Source organism: Streptomyces sp. NPDC024017, assembly GCF_040638895.1.
Lineage (GTDB): Bacteria > Actinomycetota > Actinomycetes > Streptomycetales > Streptomycetaceae > Streptomyces.
On sequence record NZ_JBEZYZ010000005.1, the window covers coordinates 12,436 to 30,514 of the forward strand.

Consider the following 18,079-nt stretch of genomic DNA (forward strand, 5'->3'; position numbering starts at 1 on the left):
GCTGCGGGCTAGAGGGGGATGTTGCCGTGCTTCTTCGGAGGCAGGGATTCCCGCTTCGTACGCAGTTGACGCAGGCCGCGTACGACGTGCCGGCGGGTCTCGGACGGCAGGATCACGGCGTCGATGTAGCCGCGCTCGGCCGCGACGTAGGGGTTGAGGAGGGCGTCCTCGTACTCCTGGATGAGCCGCGCCCGGACCGCTTCCAGGTCCTCCCCGGCCGCCTCGGCCTCGGCGATGGTGCGGCGGTGCAGGATGTTGACCGCGCCCTGGGCGCCCATGACGGCGATCTGGGCGGTCGGCCAGGCGAGGTTGAGGTCGGCGCCCAGGTGCTTGGAGCCCATGACGTCGTAGGCGCCGCCGAAGGCCTTGCGGGTGATGATCGTGATGAGCGGGACGGTCGCCTCGGCGTAGGCGTAGATCAGCTTGGCGCCGCGGCGGATGATGCCGTCGTGCTCCTGGCCGACGCCGGGCAGGAAGCCGGGGACGTCGACGAACGTGATGACCGGGACGTTGAAGGCGTCGCAGGTCCGCACGAAGCGGGCGGCCTTCTCGCTGGCCTTGATGTCCAGGCACCCGGCGAGCTGCGTCGGCTGGTTGGCGATGATGCCGACCGGGTGGCCCTCGACCCGGCCGAAGCCGGTGACGATGTTCGGCGCGTACAGCGACTGCGTCTCGAAGAACTCGGCGTCGTCCAGGACGTGCTCGATCACCGCGTGCATGTCGTACGGCTGGTTCGCGCTGTCCGGGACGATCACGTCCAGCTCGCGGTCCTCGTCGTTGACCTCGAGGTCGGCCTCCTCGGGGAAGACCGGGGCCTCGGAGAGGTTGTTGGACGGCAGGTACGACAGCAGCTGCTTGATGTACTCGATGGCGTCCTTCTCGTCGCCCGCCATGTGGTGGGCGACTCCGGAGGTCGCGTTGTGGGTCCTGGCGCCGCCCAGCTCCTCGAAGCCGACGTCCTCGCCGGTGACGGTCTTGATGACGTCGGGGCCGGTGATGAACATGTGCGACGTCTGGTCGACCATGACCGTGAAGTCGGTGATGGCCGGGGAGTAGACCGCGCCACCCGCGCACGGCCCGACGACCAGGCTGATCTGCGGGATCACACCGGAGGCGTGGGTGTTGCGGCGGAAGATCTCGCCGTACGCGCCCAGCGAGGCCACACCCTCCTGGATGCGGGCGCCACCGGAGTCGTTGATCCCGATGACCGGGCAGCCGGTCTTCAGGGCGAAGTCCATGACCTTGACGATCTTCTGGCCGTAGACCTCGCCGAGGGCACCACCGAAGACGGTGAAGTCCTGCGAGAACACGGCGACCGGGCGGCCGTCGACGGTGCCGTACCCGGTGACGACCCCGTCGCCGTACGGGCGGTTCTTGTCGAGGCCGAAGTTGGTGGAGCGGTGCCGGGCGAACTCGTCGAGTTCGACGAAGGAGCCCTCGTCGAGCAGGAGCTCGATCCGCTCACGGGCCGTCAGCTTGCCCTTGGCGTGCTGCTTCTCGACGGCACGTGCGGAGCCGGCGTGTGTCGCTTCCTCGATGCGTCGCTTCAGATCCGCGAGCTTGCCCGCGGTCGTGTGAATGTCGGGCTGCTGCTGCTCTTCCGGCTCGGACATCGGGATGCGGCTCCCTGCCTGCTCAAAAGGGGGGACGGTTACTCATCCGTAGAGTAGTGGGGTGCCTCCGCATCGGCAGTGCGGCGTTTACCACACCTAGGGTGGCTTGCATGACGCCGCGAGATGCATCAGAGCCGAACGGAAGCCGGTGGTCGGACCTGGACCGTCCGCCCCTCAACATCACCGCCCTGCGCAAGGGTCTGGTGCGGCAGGGAGGGCTGTGGTCGGAGGTGGACGTGGTGCAGCGCACCGGCTCCACCAACTCCGACCTCGTGGCCCGGGCTGCGAAGGGCGAGGCGGCCGAGGGCGCGGTGCTGGTCGCCGAGGAGCAGACGGCGGGCCGTGGCCGCCTCGACCGCCAGTGGACGGCGCCGCCCCGCTCCGGCCTCTTCTTCTCCGTACTGCTCACGCCGAGCGAGGTGCCGGTGGCGCGCTGGGGGTGGCTGCCGCTGCTCACGGGGGTCGCGGTGGCGACGGGACTGTCCCGGGCGGCGGGCGTCGACACGGCCCTGAAGTGGCCGAACGACGTACTGGTCACGGTGGGGGGAGCGGAACGCAAGGCCGGCGGGATCCTGGCCGAGCGGGCCGGCGACGACGGGATCGTCATCGGGGTCGGCATCAACGTCTCGCTGAAGGACGACGAGCTGCCCGTGCCCACGGCGGGGTCGCTGGCGCTGGCCGGGGCGGTGAGCACGGACCGGGACCCCCTGCTGCGCGGGATGCTGCGCTCCTTGGAGGAGTGGTACGGGAAGTGGCGCGCCGCCGAGGGCGACGCGGGCGTCTGCGGATTGCACGAGGCATATGCGGCGGGCTGCGCGACGCTCGGCCGGGTGGTCCGGGCGGAGCTGCCGGGGGATCGCTCGGTCGTGGGGGAAGCGGTGGCCGTGGACGGAGACGGGCGGCTGGTACTGGCGACGGAGGAGGGGATGCAGGAGCCGGTCGGGGCCGGGGACATCGTGCACCTGAGGCCGGCGTGATCGCAGGCCGGGTCGTTCTGCGACCTGGCCCTGGGTGCGGGTCAGGTGCTTCCGGCCCGTCCGGCGATTGAGGACGAGGCCGTTCAGGCCGATCGGGGGTCCAGGGGGCGGAGCCCGCTGGGGGCAGCGGCAGAGACGCCGAGTTCCTGTACGACGCCGGGCACCTCATCCGTCGGCCGAACCAAACGGAGTGAGCTGGCGCACACCTGCCGTAGAGTTGAGGCCGGTCGATACATGACCGTGACAGATCGGAAGGGCAACACGCGTGACCGTCGACGACTCGGGTTCCGGCGAGGACGCGCAGGGCGCCGACTCCGGCGAGGATCCGCTCGCCCTGCGCCTCGAAGGGCTCATCCTCGGCGCCGAGCGCCGCTACACCCCGTTTCAGGCGGCCCGCAGCGCCGGTGTCTCCATGGAACTGGCCTCCCGCTTCTGGCGGGCCATGGGCTTCGCCGACATCGGGCAGGCCAAGGCCCTCACGGAGGCCGACGTCCTCGCCCTGCGGCGCCTCGCCGGTCTCGTCGAGGCGGGCCTGCTGAGCGAGGCGATGGCCGTACAGGTGGCCCGGTCCACGGGGCAGACCACCGCGCGGCTCGCCGAGTGGCAGATCGACTCCTTCCTGGAAGGGCTGACCGAGCCGCCCGAGCCGGGCATGACGCGCACCGAGGTGACGTACCCGATCGTCGAGCTGCTCCTGCCCGAGCTGGAGGAGTTCCTGGTCTACGTCTGGCGCCGGCAGCTCGCCGCCTCGGCCGGACGGGTCGTGCAGGCGGCCGACGACGACGAGATGGTGGACCGGCGGCTGGCCGTCGGCTTCGCCGACCTGGTCGGGTTCACACGGCTGACCCGCCGCATGGAGGAGGAGGAGCTCGGCGAGCTGGTCGAGGCCTTCGAGACCACGGCCGCCGACCTGGTGGCCGCGAACGGCGGGCGGCTGATCAAGACCCTCGGCGACGAGGTGCTCTACGCCGCAGACGACGCGGGCACGGCCGCCGAGATCGCCCTGCGCCTGATCGAGACCATGGCGCACGACGAGACGATGCCCGAGCTGCGCGTCGGCATGGCGTTCGGCACCGTGACCACCCGAATGGGTGATGTGTTCGGTACGACCGTGAACCTGGCCTCCCGGCTCACCTCGATAGCTCCGAAGGACGCCGTCCTCGTCGACACCGCCTTCGCAGAGGAGCTGATCCGCACGCAGGACGCCCCGAGCTCGGAGGCGGAGGCGGCCGAGGAGGCCGCGGCGGCGGAGAAGGAGGGCGAGGAGCCCCCGGTGTACCGGTTCGGGCTCCAGCCGATGTGGCAGCGGCCGGTGCGTGGCCTGGGCGTCGTGGAGCCGTGGCTGCTCACGCGGCGGGACGCGGCGCCGTAGCGGGCCGTCTGCGGGGCGCCGTGGCCTAGCCGGGCGCGGGTGGGTGTTCAGTGGCGGCCCGTCGGCGAGTCCACGCACAGGCCGATGACCGGCACGCACAGGCCCGGGTTGTGCGGCTTCCTCGGCTCCTCGGGCTCGGATGCCGGGGCCGGTGCGGTCCGGCTCGGTGGTGCGGGCGAGGCCGGGGCCGGGCGCGGGGCGTCGCCGCCCGAGGCCGTCGGCGCCGGGGCCGCGGCGGGCGTGTTCGGCGTGTCGGGGATGGTCGTGGGCGCGGGATCGGCGGCCGTGGAGGTGACCGTGGTGCCGGTCGTGGTGGACGGGGACGGCCGCGCGCCCTTGGTGACCGGCGACGGGGGCAGACCGCCCAGAACCATGGGCGACGAGGGGCTCACGTCGGGGGCCGCCGGGAAGACCGCGGCGGTGTCGGTGGCGTCGTCCGTGGCGGTGGCGGCCGGGTCCGGGCGGGGCTCGGCCTCGACGGTGCCCGCGTGGGTGCCCGGGCCGGAGGTCAGGCGCAGGAGGCTCAGGGCGCCCGCGGCGAGGGCGAGGCCGCCGGCGGCGAGCAGGACCTTGCGGGGGCGGGGCTTGCGGTGACGGCCCCGGACGCGGGGGGCGAAGGGGCCGGTTTCGGCCGGGGCCGGCTCGTGGGGCGCCGTGGCGGTCCCGGCGTCCCGTTGCGGTCTCGTCGTCGTGCTCGTCGTCATCCCGGTCCCTCCCCGATGCACCTGCGCCCCCTGTGCGCCGTGGGGGACGCACGCTATGCGCTCCCATGGGCGGTTGGGTCGGAGTTGGGGTGATGTCACTCGAACGGGTGGGCGGGGGCGGTGGGGGGAACCGGACGCGTCCGCCCTTTCGCGGGTGGGGTGCGGCTGCGATGATCTGAGCGTCGACCTTGTTAACCCGCGTTAACCGGAGGGTGTCATGAGTGAGGAACGGTTCGGGGAGTTCGTGCTGGTGCGGCGGCATGAGCAGGGGCATGTCGCGGAGCTCGTCCTCGACCGGCCCAAGGCCATGAACGCGGTGTCGACCGAGATGGCGCGGTCCATCGCCGGGGCGTGCACGGCACTGGGGGAGGACCGGGACGTACGGGCGGTCGTGCTGACCTCGACGCATGAGCGGGCGTTCTGTGTCGGGGCGGATCTGAAGGAGCGGAACTCGTTCAGCGACGCGGATCTGCTGCGGCAGCGGCCGGTGACGCGGGGGGCGTACACCGGGGTGCTGGAGCTGCCGGTGCCGACGGTGGCCGCGGTGCACGGGTTCGCCCTCGGGGGCGGGTTCGAGCTGGCGCTGGCGTGTGACGTGATCGTGGCGGACAGCACGGCGGTGGTCGGGCTGCCGGAGGTGTCGGTCGGGGTGATCCCCGGGGGCGGGGGCACGCAGTTGCTGCCGCGGCGGGTCGGGGCGGCCCGGGCGGCCGAGCTGATCTTCTCCGCGCGGCGGGTGGAGGCCGCGGAGGCGGGCGAGTTGGGGCTGGTCGATCAGCTGGTGGAGGAGGGACGGGACCGGGAGGCGGCGCTGGCGCTGGCGGGGCGGATCGCCGGGAACTCGCCCGTGGGGCTGCGGGCGGCGAAGCGGGCGCTGCGGCTCGGGCAGGGGCTGGATCTGCGGGCCGGGCTGGAGGTCGAGGACGCGGCGTGGCGGGCCACGGCGTTCTCGGGGGACCGGGCGGAGGGTGTCGCGGCCTTCAACGAGCGGCGCAAGCCGGAGTGGCCGGGGGAGTAAGGGGCCGGGGCGCCGCCGGGTGATATCGGTCGTCCCCGTTCGCGTCGTAAACAGGTCAGTCTGGCTGGAAACTCCCTAGCCTGGAGTGATGGGTGAGGACAGACGGCTGGCGGCCGTCGTCGCGTTGGCTCAGGGGATGGCGGCCGCGCACGGGTCGCGTGAGGCGTGGCGTGCCGCGGCCACCGGGGCGTGCCGGGCGCTGGGCGGGAGCTTTGCCGCGCTGTCGGTGTGGGAGCGGGAGCTCGGGCGGCTGAGGGTCCTGGTGAACGTCGGCGAGCTGGCCGAGGGGGAGGAGGAGTTCCCGGAGGACGAGGCCTACCCGGTGCACCAGTTCGCGGAGATCACCGAGTTCCTGCACGAGCAGTGGGCCGGAGGCGGGGAGCCCGACGCCTGGGTGGAGACCGCCGAGGGGCCCGCCGCCGGGCAGCCCGGGTACTGCCACCAGCGGGTCGCCGCCCTGCGGCGCCGGGGCCGCGGCTGCTGCGTGGTCGCGCCCATCGTGCTGCACGGGCGGGCCTGGGGCGAGCTGTATGTCGCCCGCCCGGCCGGTGAGGCCGTCTTCGGGCGGGGCGACGCCGACTTCGCCACGGTCCTGGCCTCCGTCGTGGCCGCCGGCATCGCCCAGACCGAGCGGCTGGAGGAGGCCCGACGGCTCGCCTTCACCGACTCCCTCACCGGACTGGCCAACCGCCGTGCCGTGGACGTACGCCTGGAGCGGGCGATCGAGCGGCACCGCCGGGACGGCGCCGTGGTCAGTCTCGTCGTCTGCGATCTGAACGGGCTGAAGCGGGTCAACGACACCCATGGGCACGCCGCCGGTGACCGGCTCCTGGAGCGGTTCGGATCCGTGCTGTCGCTGTGCGGGGCCATGCTGCCGGGGGCGCTGGCCGCGCGGCTCGGCGGGGACGAGTTCTGTCTGCTCGCGGTCGGGCCGCCCGCGGACCAGGTCGTGAAGGCGGCCAATGAACTGTGCCGCAGGGCTGCCGAGTTGGAGCTCGGGGACGGGGTGGCCTGCGGGGTCGCGTCCACCGAGGACCCGATCGGGCCCGTGCGCTCGGCCCGGCGCCTGTTCCGGCTCGCCGACGCCGCCCAGTACCGGGCCAAGGCCGAGCGGGCGAGCAAGCCGGTCGTGGCCGGGCGGGCCGGGCCCGACGACCCCGTCGTGCGGCTCGCGGACGAGCCGTCCCAGGAGGCCGGTGGTGAGCGCCGGCGGTTCCGGGGCCGGCACGCGCCCTGACCCGGGCCCGGCGGTGTGACGCATTCGGTAAGGGGTGAACGGCGCCCCCAGTGGTGACATCATCGAATTCACTGCGTACGCTCCTGAATATGGATATGCACACTGTGGTGGTGGGGACGTCCGGGGTGACCGCGTCCGACGTGCTCGCCGTGGCGCGCGGCGGCGCCCGCGTCGAGCTCTCCGAGGAGGCCGTGGCCGCCCTCGCCGCGGCCCGCGAGATCGTGGACGCGCTGGCGGCCAAGCCGGACCCCGTGTACGGCGTGAGCACCGGCTTCGGCGCCCTGGCGACCCGGCACATCAGCCCGGAGCTGCGCGCACAGCTCCAGCGCAACATCGTCCGCTCGCACGCCGCCGGGATGGGTCCGGCCGTCGAGCGGGAAGTCGTCCGCGCCCTGATGTTCCTGCGCCTGAAGACCGTCTGCTCCGGGCACACCGGCGTACGGCCCGAGGTCGCGCAGACCATGGCCGACCTCCTCAACGCCGGGATCACCCCGGTCGTGCACGAGTACGGCTCCCTCGGCTGCTCCGGCGACCTCGCGCCGCTGTCCCACTGCGCCCTCGCGCTCATGGGGGAGGGCGACGCCGAAGGCCCCGACGGTGTCGTGCGCCCGGCCGCCGAACTCCTCGCCGCGCACGGCATCCAGCCGGTCGAACTGCGCGAGAAGGAGGGCCTCGCCCTCCTCAACGGCACCGACGGCATGCTCGGCATGCTGGTGATGGCCCTGGCCGACCTGGAGACGCTCTACCGGTCCGCCGACGTCACCGCCGCGCTGTCCCTGGAGGCCCTGCTCGGCACCGACAAGGTCCTCGCCCCCGAACTGCACGCCATCCGGCCGCATCCGGGGCAGGCCGCCAGCGCCGCCAACATGCTGGCCGTGCTGAAGGGGTCCGGGCTGACCGGGCACCACCAGGACGACGCCCCGCGCGTCCAGGACGCTTACTCGGTGCGCTGCGCCCCGCAGGTCGCCGGTGCCGGGCGGGACACCATGACCCACGCCCGGCTGGTCGCCGACCGCGAGCTGGCCTCGGCCGTGGACAACCCGGTCGTGCTGCCCGACGGGCGTGTGGAGTCCAACGGCAACTTCCACGGCGCGCCCGTCGCCTACGTCCTGGACTTCCTCGCCATCGCCGCCGCCGACCTCGGCTCCATCGCCGAGCGGCGCACCGACCGGCTGCTCGACAAGAACCGCAGCCACGGCCTGCCGCCCTTCCTCGCCGACGACGCCGGTGTGGACTCGGGCCTGATGATCGCTCAGTACACGCAGGCCGCGCTGGTGAGCGAGCTGAAGCGGCTCGCCGTACCGGCGTCGGCCGACTCGATCCCGTCCTCCGCGATGCAGGAGGACCACGTCTCGATGGGCTGGTCGGCGGCGCGCAAGCTGCGCACGGCCGTCGACAACCTCACCCGCGTGATCGCCATCGAGCTCTATGCCGCCACGCGCGCCGTCGAGTTGCGCGAAGGGCTGACCCCGGCGCCCGCGTCGCAGGCGGTCATCGACGCCGTACGGGAGTCGGGAGTCCAGGGGCCCGGGCCGGACCGGTTCCTCGCGCCCGATCTCGCCGCGGCGGACGCGTTCGTGCGCGACGGGCGGCTGCTGGCCGCGGTGGAGAAGGTGACCGGGCCGCTCCGGTAGGGCGGCCGGACGCACGGGAGGGGTTCCGCCGCAGGGCGGGACCCCTCCCGTCCTGCGTCAAGTGCGGTCAGAAACCGAGCCGTTCCCGGCGCACGGAATAGACGACGAACCCGGCGCCCAGCGTGAGGAAGAAGGTCCCGCCGATCACGTAGGGCGTGCTGTCGAAGCTGCCGGTGTCGGCGAGCCGGGTGCCGGTGACGGAGGTTTCCGCGGTCGTGGCCGCGATCCGCGCCTGCTCTGTGACCTGCGGCGACGGACTCACCGAGACCGCGTGTCTCATCGGGCTGTCCGACGTCGCGTTGGCGGACGGGACGAACCACAGGGCGCCCAGCAGGGAGGCCGCGGCGGTGGCGGTCAGCAACGGACGGCGAGCGGATGACACGGAATATCGATCCCCTTGTGACGTCGGCGAATTGGCCGTGTGGGGCGATGTTAGTGAAAGTCGCGGGTCACGGGAAAGTCACGGGAGGACCTGGACGTACGCTCCCGCCATGAGCACTCCAGAGACATCACGTTTTGTACGGCTTCGGGTGGAAGTCGTTCTCGAGGTCGACGACGCGGACGCGGTCACCAAGTCCGCATTGGGCCGGATCGCCGGCGAGGCAGAGATGCCGGCGGCGGAACGGGCCCACGCCGAGGGCGCTGTGACGGAAGACACCGCGGAGGCCCTCGCCTACCTCATTGATCCATTCGACCTGGTCAGCCAGGTCCCGGGGGTGGAACTCCAGCAGGCGTCCTGGAGCAGCGAACGGATCGACTACGACCCCGATTCGCCGGACTGGGACCTCGACGAGGATGATGGCGACGACAGCGACGGCTGAGCTGTTCGGGAATGCGTGACCCCGGGCGGCAACCGCCGCCCGGGGTCTTCGCGTCTCACGAGGCGCACCGACCGCACCCGTATCGACCGGCACCGTCCGTCACGGACGTGGTGATCCCCACACCTGCGCGACCTGGGGAACCGGGCGAACCGGCCGTAGCGTTGAAAGTTGGGGACGAGGACTTACGGGTCCCGACGGGGGCACTCAGCTTTGACGGGGACACTCGGGGTTTTGGGGAAATCGGCAACGATGGAGAAGCGTGTGATGACGGTCAGTAAGCGGCGCAAGGGCCTGACGGTCGCGTCCGCACTGCTCGGCGGAGTGCTGATGCTCTCGGCGTGTTCCGGAGGCGACGACAACGCCTCCGGGAGCGACGGAGGCGACAGCTCCCAGTCGAAGGTCGACGAGGCCGCAGCCAAGAAGACCTCCGAGGCCCAGATCAAGATCACGCCCAAGGATGGCTCGGACAACGCCTCGATCAACAATTCCGCAGCCGTCACCGTGAGCAAGGGCACCCTCACGGACGTGAAGATGACGACGGCCGACGGCAACGAGGTCAGCGGCCAGATATCCGCCGACAAGACCAGCTGGAAGCCCAGCACGCAGCTGGAGCGGTCCACCACCTACAAGCTGGCGGCCGAGGCGAAGGACTCCGACGGTCGCGTCGCCCACGAGAACGCCTCGTTCACCACGGTCTCCCCGGACAACAGCTTCATCGGCAACTTCACGCCGGACGACGGCACCACCGTGGGCGTCGGCATGCCGGTCTCGATCAACTTCGACAAGGCGATCACCAACAAGGCCGCCGTCCAGAAGGGCATCAAGGTCAGCACGACCGGCGGCCAGGAGGTCGCCTGTCACTGGTTCAACGCCAACCGCATGGACTGCCGGCCCGAGGACTACTGGAAGGAAGGCTCCACCGTCACGCTGAAGCTCGCGCTCGACGGTGTCGAGGGAGCCGAGGGCGTCTTCGGCGTCCAGCAGAAGACGGTCACCTTCAAGATCGGCCGCAACCAGGTCTCGTACGTCGACGCGAAGACCAAGAAGATGAAGATCACGCAGGACGGCAAGGTCGTCCGCACGATCCCGATCTCCGCCGGCTCGCCCGAGAACAAGACCTACGAGGGCATCATGGTGATGTCCGAGAAGTTCAAGGAGACGCGCATGAACGGCGCGACCGTGGGCTTCACGGACGACGACGGCAAGGGCGAGTACGACATCAAGGACGTGCCGCACGCCATCCGCCTCTCCAGCTCCGGCACGTTCATCCACGGCAACTACTGGGGCGCGAAGTCCATCTTCGGCAGCGTGAACACCAGCCACGGCTGCGTCGGCCTGCAGGACGCCAAGGGCGCCAACGACCCGAACACCCCGGGCGCGTGGTTCTTCAAGAACTCGATGCTCGGTGACGTGGTGGTCGTCGAGAACACCGGCGACAAGACGGTCGCGCCGGACAACGGCCTCAACGGCTGGAACATGAGCTGGGCCGACTGGAAGGCCGGCTCGGAGCTCTGACGGTTCGCCGACTGCACTGACGCGAAAGGCCGCCGCCCACCCCGGACAAGGGGTGGGCGGCGGCCTTTCGTCTCTTCTCATCCAGCTCTTATACGCGGCTCAAGTCCTCATCACAGACCGTCCCTAGCTTGCGGCCATGTTCTTCACCTACCTGAGGCGCGAGTTGCGCCGCCGCAGAAGGGCGGCCCTCGTCGTCGCCTCCGGACTCGCGCTGGGTATCGCGCTGGTCATCGTCGTCACGTCCGTGTCCGCCGGCATGGGCAGGGCGCAGGACAAGGTCCTCCAGTCGCTGTACGGACTGGGCACGGACATGAACTAAGAGCTGTCACCAAGAACTACGCCCGCGCCAAAGACACCGTCCAGGCCCTCGACGGCATCGACCTCACCATCCCCGACGGCGACCTCGGCGTGAAGCCGAAACAGCGCCGCGAACAGGCCGCCGAAGCCCTGAAGTCGGTCGGCCTCGGCGAGCGACTCGCGCATCTTCCGAGCGAGATGTCGGGCGGTCAGCAGCAACGCGTGGCCATCGCCCGGGCCCTGGTGAAACAGCCGAAGGTGCTCCTCGCGGACGAACCCACCGGAAATCTGGACGAATCGATGCGCGACGAGATCATGGACGTTCTCGAACGCATGGGGGAGGAACTCGGCCTCACCTTCGTGATGGTCACCCACGACTCGGCGATAGCGAAGAAGGCTCCGCGTGTGGCGACGATCCGCAAGGGCCGGATCTCTGTCAAGGAGAACGCGCGTGCGTAACCACGCCGCCCTGTAACGGAGTTCCGACGGCTGTGTAACAGTCGGCCGACGGAATTCATACCGCCCTCTCATCTATTGAGCACCTGATCACCCCTCGGCATACTGCGTATTCCGGGGGGTGTACGGCCATGCGTACGAGACCACCCCCGGCCGGGTGAACGGGGAATTCGCCCGGTTCTTCTGCAAGGGGGAAACTTGCGCAGACAAGTGAAAAGGGCGTACGCGGCCACAGTCGCCACAGCGGCGGCCGTGGCCCTGGCGGCGGGTATGACCAGCCCGGCGTCGGCCAACGGCGAGCAGGCGGCAGCGTCCGCCAAGCCGGCGTCCCTTACCGCCAAGCACCGCGTCACACTCATCACCGGCGACCGCGTCGTCCTGGACGCCAAGGGCCGTGTCATCGGCCTGGAGCACGCCAAGGGCCGCGAGAACGTACCCGTCCAGATCCGCAAGGTCGACGGCCACACCCTCGTCATCCCGGCCGACGCGGCCCGCCTGGTCGCCACCGGCAAGCTCGACCAGCGGCTCTTCGACGTCACCGAGCTCAACAAGTCGACGACCCGCAAGGCCCAGAAGAAGGGCCTGAAGGTCATCGTCGGCTACCAGGGCAGCGCCGCGGCCACCAAGGCCGACGTCCGCGACGCCGGTACCCTGCGCCACACGCTGAAGTCCGTGAACGCGGACGCGGTGCAGACGCCGCAGCAGGACACGCCCGAGCTCTGGGACGCGGTCACCAACGGCGAGAAGACCGCCTCCGGTATCGCGCACGTCTGGCTCGACGGCGTCCGCAAGGCCAGCCTCGACAAGTCCGTCCCGCAGATCGGCACGCCCAAGGCGTGGGCCGCCGGTTACGACGGCAAGGGCACCAAGATCGCCGTCCTGGACACCGGTGTCGACGCCACCCACGACGACCTCAAGGGTCAGGTGATCGGCGCCAAGAACTTCACCACCTCGCCGGACGCCGGCGACAAGGTCGGCCACGGTACGCACGTCGCCTCCATCGCGGCCGGCACCGGCAAGAAGTCCGGCGGCAAGTACAAGGGCGTCGCGCCCGGCGCGAAGATCCTCAACGGCAAGGTCCTCGACGACGGCGGCTTCGGCAGCGACTCCGAGATCCTCGCCGGCATGGAGTGGGCGGCCGCCGAGGGCGCCGACGTCATCAACATGAGCCTGGGCGGCGGCGACACGCCCGCGATCGACCCGCTGGAAGCGGCGGTGAACAAGCTGTCCGACGAGAAGGGCGTCCTGTTCGCCATCGCGGCCGGCAACGAGGGCGACTTCGGCGAGCAGACCATCGGCTCCCCGGGCAGCGCCGCCGCGGCGCTGACCGTCGGCGCGGTCGACGACAAGGACAAGCTCGCCGACTTCTCCAGCCGCGGCCCCGGCATGGACGGCGCCCTCAAGCCCGACGTGACCGCGCCCGGCGTGGACATCACCGCGGCCTCCGCCCCGGGCAACCAGATAGCCCAGGAGGTCGGCGAGAAGCCGGCCGGCTACATGTCGATCTCCGGTACGTCGATGGCGACCCCGCACGTGGCGGGCGCGGCGGCGATCCTCAAGCAGCAGCACCCGGAGTGGAAGTACGCCGAGCTCAAGGGCGCCCTCACCGGCTCCACCAAGGGTGGCAAGTACACCCCGTTCCAGCAGGGTTCGGGCCGGATCCAGGTCGACCAGGCCATCAAGCAGTCCGTGATCGCCGAGCCGGTCTCGGTGAGCTTCGGGGTGCAGCAGTGGCCGCACACCGACGACAAGCCGGTCACCAAGGAGCTGACGTACCGCAACCTCGGTACGAAGGACGTCACGCTGAAGCTGGCGTCGACGGCCACCAACCCGAAGGGCCAGGCCGCTCCGGCCGGCTTCTTCAAGCTCGGCGCCACCTCGGTGACGGTCCCGGCCGGCGGCAAGGCCTCCGTGCCGTTCACCGTCAACACCAAGCTGGGCGGCACGGTCGACGGCGCGTACTCGGCGTACGTGACGGCGACGGGCGGCGGCCAGACCGTCCGCACGGCGGCGGCGGTGCAGCGTGAGGTCGAGTCGTACGACGTCACCCTGAAGTTCCTGGACCGCGACGGCAAGGCGGCGAAGAACTACAGCGCCGACCTGACCGGGATCGCGGGCCTGGGCAAGGGCAAGGGGGCCATGCCGTACGACGAGGACGGCACCGTCACCGCCCGTGTCCCCAAGGGCACCTACATCCTCAACACGAGCATCTACGCGGGCGACGACCCGGAGAAGTTCGAGGGCGCCGACTGGCTCGCGCAGCCCAAGCTGAACGTCGGCAAGAACACGACGATCACGCTGGACGCCCGCAAGGCCAAGCCGGTGGACATCACCGTTCCGGCCACGGGCGTCAAGTCGGAGTTCGCCTCGGCCGACTTCACGGTGGAAACCGGTGACAGCAGCTACGGGTACGGCTGGTGGCTGGACTCGTACGACAACTTCCGCACCGCCCACGTCGGCCCGCAGATCACCGACGGTTCGGTGACCCAGCAGTGGGACGGCCACTGGTCCAAGGGCGACAAGGAGGAGTACAACGTCATCGCCGGCGGCCAGGTCAAGCAGCTCGCCACCGGGTTCACCAAGCACTACAAGGCGAGCGAGCTCGCCACGGTGAAGGCCGGCCTCGGTGCCGCGGCCGGCAGCAAGAAGGGCGCGATCAACGCCGTGGGCTGGATGCCGTGGAGCTCCAGCGCCTCCTCGATCGGCATCACGCAGGGCCTGCCCAGCACGCGGACGCTGCACCTGTCCGCCCAGGGCGGCGTGCAGTGGCAGCTCGAGTTCGCCCAGTACGGCGGTGTGGACGCGGACGGCTTCCCGGTCGACGAGGCCGCCTACTCGATGGGCACGCAGAAGTACGCGGCCGGCAAGAGCTACTCCAAGACCGTCAACACGGCCGTCTTCGGACCGCGCCTGACCAGCGACTTCGGCGTCTTCCGCGAGGGCGACCAGATCTACGGCTCGCTGCCGCTGTTCGCCGACGGCAAGGGCAACGTGGGCTACTCGAAGTTCTCCGCGGTCAACACGACGCTCTACCGCAACGGCACCAAGGTCGGCAGCAACGACGACCCGCTGTTCGGCGACAAGCAGTTCAAGGTCCCGGCCGGTGACGCCGAGTACAAGCTGACGACGTCGGTCAAGCGCAGCGTCAAGGTCGCTGCGGCCTCCACCCGCATCGACGCGAGCTGGACGTTCCGCTCGAAGAAGACCAGCGACATCACGAAGCTGCCCGTCTCCACGGCCCGCTTCCAGGCGGCCACGGGTCTGGACAGCAAGGTCCCGGCCGACAAGACCGTCAAGATCCCGGTCACCGTCGAGGGCGCGGCCAAGGGCAGCAACCTGAAGTCGCTGTCGGTGTACGCGTCGTACGACTACGGCAAGACCTGGAAGAAGCTCACCGTCAAGGACGGCAAGGTGAGCGTCAAGAACCCGGCGAAGGGGAAGGCCATCTCCTTCCACGCCAAGATCGCCGACAAGAAGGGCAACAAGTCGACGATCTCGATCTACAACGCGTACTACGGCAAGTAAGCGGTAGAGAAAGCGCGTTGACGACCCGCCGGGAGCTCTGCTCCCGGCGGGTCTGCCGTATGGTCCTCGCATGACCGCCGCACACGGCGATGAACAGGGCCTCACGCCAGTTCCACTCGCTCCTGAAGGACGCCCTGCACCGCCTTCGCGACGGGGTCTACGGTGATGCCGAGCCGCGGCTGTCCGCGATGCGCAGGCTGATGCGGGAGGACCTCGGCGTCGTCGACTGAGGCGCGGCCTCTCACTCCGACGGTGCCGACGAAGCCCTGGATCCGGAGCGGATCGCGTCCGCCCCCCAGCTCGCCAGCAGGCGCAGGGCCTCCGCCGACGGGGTGCCCGGTTCCGCGTGGAAGGTGATCAGGGACTGATCACCGTCGTCGATCATGCGGAACGTCTCGAAGGACAGGGTCAGGTCGCCGACCAGGGGGTGGCGCAGGCGTTTGACGCCGTAGCTCTTCTCCTTGACGTCGTGGGCGGCCCAGAGGCGGCGGAACTCCTCGCTCTTCACCGAGAGTTCGCCCACCAGGGCCGACAGCCTCGGGTCGTCCGGGTGGCAGCCCGCGTCCATGCGCAGATAGCCGACGATGTCGGACGCCTTCTGCTCCCACTCCACGAACAGCTCTCGGTACTCGGGCCTGAGGAACACCATCCGCGCCCAGTTCCGCTCCTGGGCCGGCACCTCGGCCCAGTCGCCGAAGAGAGCCGAGGCCATGCGGTTCCAGGCCAGGACGTCGGAGCGGCGCCCGACGATGTACGCGGGGACACCCTCGATCGAGTCCAGCAGATGCCGCAGCGCCGGCCGCACCTGCTGGCTGCGCGCCACCGGCTTCTTCTTGTGCTGCTTCGGCTTCGCCAGATGCATCAGGTGCGCGTGCTCGGCGTCGCTCAGCCGCAGGGCGCGCGCGATCGCGTCCAGCACCTCCGCCGAGACGTTGCGGCCGTTGCCCTGCTCCAGCCGCGTGTAGTACGCCACGGACACCCCGGCCAGCTGCGCCAGCTCCTCGCGGCGCAACCCGGGCACCCGCCGCCGCCCGAAGTCGGGCAGCCCCACGTCCTCGGGCTTCAGCCGGGCCCGCCGGGTGCGCAGGAACTCACTGAGCTCGGCACGCCGGTCCAGGCCGCCACCGGCCGTCTGTGCGGGTTCGGGCTGTTCGTCCATGCGGTCCAGTATTCACGGTCGTACGCACGCGAGCCTGACCCCGCCAGTGGTACGCACCGTGTGCGTACGCAAAACCGTGGTCTGGGTGAGCCCTCGCGGATCGGGCACGCTGGTGATCGTGCCCGGTCAGAAGATCCAGAAGGCAGCCGGGCACAGAACACGCTAGGAGAACCCCCGGCATGACCACTGTTGCTGCGTACGCCGCTCCCGCTCCCAAGGCTCCGCTGGAGCGCACCACCATCGAGCGCCGCGAGGTCGGCGAGTTCGACGTCCTGATCGACATCAAGTTCGCCGGCATCTGTCACTCGGACATCCACCAGGTCCAGGAGGGCTGGGGCGAGGCGATCTTCCCGATGGTCCCCGGTCACGAGATAGCCGGTGTCGTCTCCGCGGTCGGCTCGGGCGTCACGAAGTTCGCCGTCGGGGACCGCGTGGGCGTCGGATGCATGGTCGACTCCTGCCGCGAGTGCGAGAACTGCAAGGCCGGCCGGGAGCAGTACTGCGTCCAGGGCAACGTCCAGACCTACAACGGCATCGGCAAGGACGGCGAGCCCACCTACGGTGGCTACGCGCAGACCGTCGTCGTCGACGAGAACTTCGTCGTCCGCATCCCCGACGGCCTGTCGCTCGACGTCGCCGCGCCGCTGCTGTGCGCCGGCATCACCCTCTACTCCCCGCTGCGGCGCTTCGGCGCCGGCCCCGGCAAGAAGGTCGCGATCGTCGGCCTGGGCGGCCTCGGCCACATGGGCGTCAAGATCGCCAGCGCACTCGGTGCCGAGGTGACCGTGCTGTCGCAGTCCCTGCGCAAGCAGGAGGACGGCCTGCGGCTGGGCGCGGCCCACTACTACGCCACCAGCGACCCGAAGACCTTCGAGGAGCTGGCCGGCACGTTCGACCTGATCGTGTCCACGGTCTCCGCCCCGCTGGACTTCAACGCCTACCTGTCGCTGCTGAGGACCGAGGGCACGCTGGCCAACGTCGGCGCCCCCGAGGAGCCCGTCTCCCTCAACCTCTTCTCGGTGATCGGCGGCGGCAAGACCCTCGCCGGTTCCATGATCGGCGGCATCGCGGAGACCCAGGAGATGCTGGACTTCTGCGCCGAGCACGGCCTCGGCGCCGAGATCGAGCTGATCCGCGGTGACCAGATCAACGAGGCGTACGAGCGGGTCCAGGCCAGCGACGTGCGCTACCGGTTCGTGATCGACACGGCGACGATCTGACATCCGGCCTCCGTGCAGCAGCCCTGGGGCCCGGCCGTGCGCTGGGGCCCAGGGCATTTTCGTGATGCACGCCCGGGTGCACGCGGGGTACACGAGGGAGTGCAGCAGGGGGGTTCGCCAGGTACGCCAGGGGAGGCCCACCATGACCGTGCAGCTCAACCACACCATCGTCGTCGCCCATGACAAGCGCGCCTCGGCCCGGTTCCTCGCCGACCTCCTGGGGCTCGACGTGAGTCCGCCCTACGGCCCGTTCCTGCCGGTCGAGATCCCCAACGGCGTGACCCTCGACTTCATGGACATCCCCGGTGCCATCACGCCGCAGCACTACGCCTTCCTCGTCTCGGAGGACGAGTTCGACGAGATCTTCGGCCGCATCCAGGAGGCCGGCCTCACGTACTGGGCGGACCCGTTCCACAGCCGCCCCGGCGAGATCAACCACAACGACGGCGGCCGTGGAGCCTACTTCGACGACCCCGACGGCCACCGTCTGGAGATCATCACGAGGCCCTACGGCAGCGGCGGCTGAGCCGA

Annotated in this window: 15 protein-coding genes and 2 pseudogenes; 13 read left to right on the plus strand and 4 right to left on the minus strand. The window is 70.5% G+C overall.

Annotated elements, in window-relative coordinates:
• Positions 1-8 precede the first annotated feature (8 nt).
• Positions 9-1,613, minus strand: a complete 1,605-nt coding sequence (locus AB0G20_RS14300; protein WP_361301020.1) for an acyl-CoA carboxylase subunit beta — start codon at positions 1,611-1,613, stop codon at positions 9-11.
• A gap of 110 nt (positions 1,614-1,723) precedes the next feature.
• Between AB0G20_RS14300 and AB0G20_RS14305 the strand changes: the two genes are divergently transcribed.
• Both AB0G20_RS14305 and AB0G20_RS14310 read left to right on the plus strand, forming a co-directional pair.
• Positions 1,724-2,590, plus strand: coding sequence for a biotin--[acetyl-CoA-carboxylase] ligase (locus AB0G20_RS14305; RefSeq protein ID WP_361301023.1), 867 nt, complete (start codon positions 1,724-1,726; stop codon positions 2,588-2,590).
• A 265-nt stretch (positions 2,591-2,855) separates the two neighbouring features.
• Positions 2,856-3,962, plus strand: a complete 1,107-nt coding sequence (locus AB0G20_RS14310) for an adenylate/guanylate cyclase domain-containing protein (RefSeq protein WP_361301026.1) — start codon at positions 2,856-2,858, stop codon at positions 3,960-3,962.
• A 47-nt stretch (positions 3,963-4,009) separates the two neighbouring features.
• On the opposite strand, the gene AB0G20_RS14315 is transcribed toward AB0G20_RS14310, so the two are convergent.
• Positions 4,010-4,666, minus strand: a complete 657-nt coding sequence (locus tag AB0G20_RS14315; protein ID WP_361301029.1) for a hypothetical protein — start codon at positions 4,664-4,666, stop codon at positions 4,010-4,012.
• A gap of 217 nt (positions 4,667-4,883) precedes the next feature.
• On the opposite strand from AB0G20_RS14315, the gene AB0G20_RS14320 reads away from it, so the two are divergent.
• From AB0G20_RS14320 to hutH, 3 genes are all read left to right on the plus strand, one after another.
• On the plus strand, positions 4,884-5,684 hold the full coding sequence (locus AB0G20_RS14320; RefSeq protein ID WP_361301032.1) for an enoyl-CoA hydratase-related protein: 801 nt from the start codon (positions 4,884-4,886) through the stop codon (positions 5,682-5,684).
• A gap of 88 nt (positions 5,685-5,772) precedes the next feature.
• Positions 5,773-6,921: a GGDEF domain-containing protein gene (locus tag AB0G20_RS14325; RefSeq protein WP_361301035.1), complete on the plus strand. Its 1,149-nt coding sequence runs from the start codon at positions 5,773-5,775 to the stop codon at positions 6,919-6,921.
• Positions 6,922-7,016: 95 nt separating this feature from the next.
• The gene (gene hutH / locus AB0G20_RS14330) at positions 7,017-8,555 is read left to right on the plus strand and encodes a histidine ammonia-lyase (protein WP_361302390.1); all 1,539 of its coding nucleotides are present in this window, start codon (positions 7,017-7,019) and stop codon (positions 8,553-8,555) included.
• Positions 8,556-8,622: 67 nt separating this feature from the next.
• On the opposite strand, the gene AB0G20_RS14335 is transcribed toward hutH, so the two are convergent.
• On the minus strand, positions 8,623-8,916 hold the full coding sequence (locus tag AB0G20_RS14335; protein WP_361302393.1) for a hypothetical protein: 294 nt from the start codon (positions 8,914-8,916) through the stop codon (positions 8,623-8,625).
• 130 nt (positions 8,917-9,046) lie between these two features.
• Here AB0G20_RS14335 and AB0G20_RS14340 point away from each other — a divergent pair, with 130 nt between their 5' ends.
• From AB0G20_RS14340 to AB0G20_RS14365, 6 genes and pseudogenes are all read left to right on the plus strand, one after another.
• Positions 9,047-9,376: a hypothetical protein gene (locus AB0G20_RS14340; protein WP_361301038.1), complete on the plus strand. Its 330-nt coding sequence runs from the start codon at positions 9,047-9,049 to the stop codon at positions 9,374-9,376.
• A gap of 264 nt (positions 9,377-9,640) precedes the next feature.
• The gene (locus AB0G20_RS14345; RefSeq protein ID WP_361301041.1) at positions 9,641-10,891 is read left to right on the plus strand and encodes an Ig-like domain-containing protein; all 1,251 of its coding nucleotides are present in this window, start codon (positions 9,641-9,643) and stop codon (positions 10,889-10,891) included.
• Between the two features lie 136 nt (positions 10,892-11,027).
• Positions 11,028-11,204, plus strand: a pseudogene (locus AB0G20_RS14350) (ABC transporter permease); the annotation flags it as partial.
• Positions 11,201-11,647 (plus strand): annotated as a pseudogene (locus AB0G20_RS14355) (ATP-binding cassette domain-containing protein); the annotation flags it as partial. The pseudogenes AB0G20_RS14350 and AB0G20_RS14355, both read left to right, overlap by 4 nt.
• 207 nt (positions 11,648-11,854) lie before the next feature.
• A complete protein-coding gene (locus AB0G20_RS14360; RefSeq protein ID WP_361302396.1) occupies positions 11,855-15,169 on the plus strand; it encodes a S8 family serine peptidase in 3,315 nt (1,104 codons plus the stop codon).
• Between the two features lie 89 nt (positions 15,170-15,258).
• On the plus strand, positions 15,259-15,399 hold the full coding sequence (locus AB0G20_RS14365; RefSeq protein WP_361301044.1) for a hypothetical protein: 141 nt from the start codon (positions 15,259-15,261) through the stop codon (positions 15,397-15,399).
• An 11-nt stretch (positions 15,400-15,410) separates the two neighbouring features.
• Here the strand turns inward: AB0G20_RS14365 and AB0G20_RS14370 are convergent, their stop codons facing one another.
• Positions 15,411-16,328, minus strand: coding sequence for a helix-turn-helix transcriptional regulator (locus AB0G20_RS14370; RefSeq protein WP_361301047.1), 918 nt, complete (start codon positions 16,326-16,328; stop codon positions 15,411-15,413).
• Between the two features lie 179 nt (positions 16,329-16,507).
• Between AB0G20_RS14370 and AB0G20_RS14375 the strand changes: the two genes are divergently transcribed.
• Complete coding sequence (locus tag AB0G20_RS14375; RefSeq protein ID WP_361301050.1) at positions 16,508-17,548, plus strand: NAD(P)-dependent alcohol dehydrogenase; 1,041 nt, start codon at positions 16,508-16,510, stop codon at positions 17,546-17,548.
• Positions 17,549-17,690: 142 nt separating this feature from the next.
• Positions 17,691-18,074 carry a VOC family protein gene (locus tag AB0G20_RS14380; protein ID WP_361301053.1) on the plus strand — a complete coding sequence of 128 codons (384 nt, stop codon included), beginning with the start codon at positions 17,691-17,693 and terminating at the stop codon, positions 18,072-18,074.
• The last annotated feature ends 5 nt before the right edge of the window (positions 18,075-18,079 follow it).

Bases quoted from the DNA above. Each gene is read 5' to 3' on its own strand.
- AB0G20_RS14300 (WP_361301020.1), bottom strand. From the start codon at position 1,613: ATGTCCGAGCCGGAAGAGCAGCAGCAGCCCGACATTCACACGACCGCG.
- AB0G20_RS14305 (WP_361301023.1), top strand. From the start codon at position 1,724: ATGACGCCGCGAGATGCATCAGAGCCGAACGGAAGCCGGTGGTCGGAC.
- AB0G20_RS14315 (WP_361301029.1), bottom strand. From the start codon at position 4,666: ATGACGACGAGCACGACGACGAGACCGCAACGGGACGCCGGGACCGCC.
- AB0G20_RS14320 (WP_361301032.1), top strand. From the start codon at position 4,884: ATGAGTGAGGAACGGTTCGGGGAGTTCGTGCTGGTGCGGCGGCATGAG.
- AB0G20_RS14325 (WP_361301035.1), top strand. From the start codon at position 5,773: ATGGGTGAGGACAGACGGCTGGCGGCCGTCGTCGCGTTGGCTCAGGGG.
- hutH (WP_361302390.1), top strand. From the start codon at position 7,017: ATGCACACTGTGGTGGTGGGGACGTCCGGGGTGACCGCGTCCGACGTG.
- AB0G20_RS14340 (WP_361301038.1), top strand. From the start codon at position 9,047: ATGAGCACTCCAGAGACATCACGTTTTGTACGGCTTCGGGTGGAAGTC.
- AB0G20_RS14345 (WP_361301041.1), top strand. From the start codon at position 9,641: ATGACGGTCAGTAAGCGGCGCAAGGGCCTGACGGTCGCGTCCGCACTG.
- AB0G20_RS14365 (WP_361301044.1), top strand. From the start codon at position 15,259: ATGAACAGGGCCTCACGCCAGTTCCACTCGCTCCTGAAGGACGCCCTG.
- AB0G20_RS14370 (WP_361301047.1), bottom strand. From the start codon at position 16,328: ATGGACGAACAGCCCGAACCCGCACAGACGGCCGGTGGCGGCCTGGAC.
- AB0G20_RS14375 (WP_361301050.1), top strand. From the start codon at position 16,508: ATGACCACTGTTGCTGCGTACGCCGCTCCCGCTCCCAAGGCTCCGCTG.
- AB0G20_RS14380 (WP_361301053.1), top strand. From the start codon at position 17,691: ATGACCGTGCAGCTCAACCACACCATCGTCGTCGCCCATGACAAGCGC.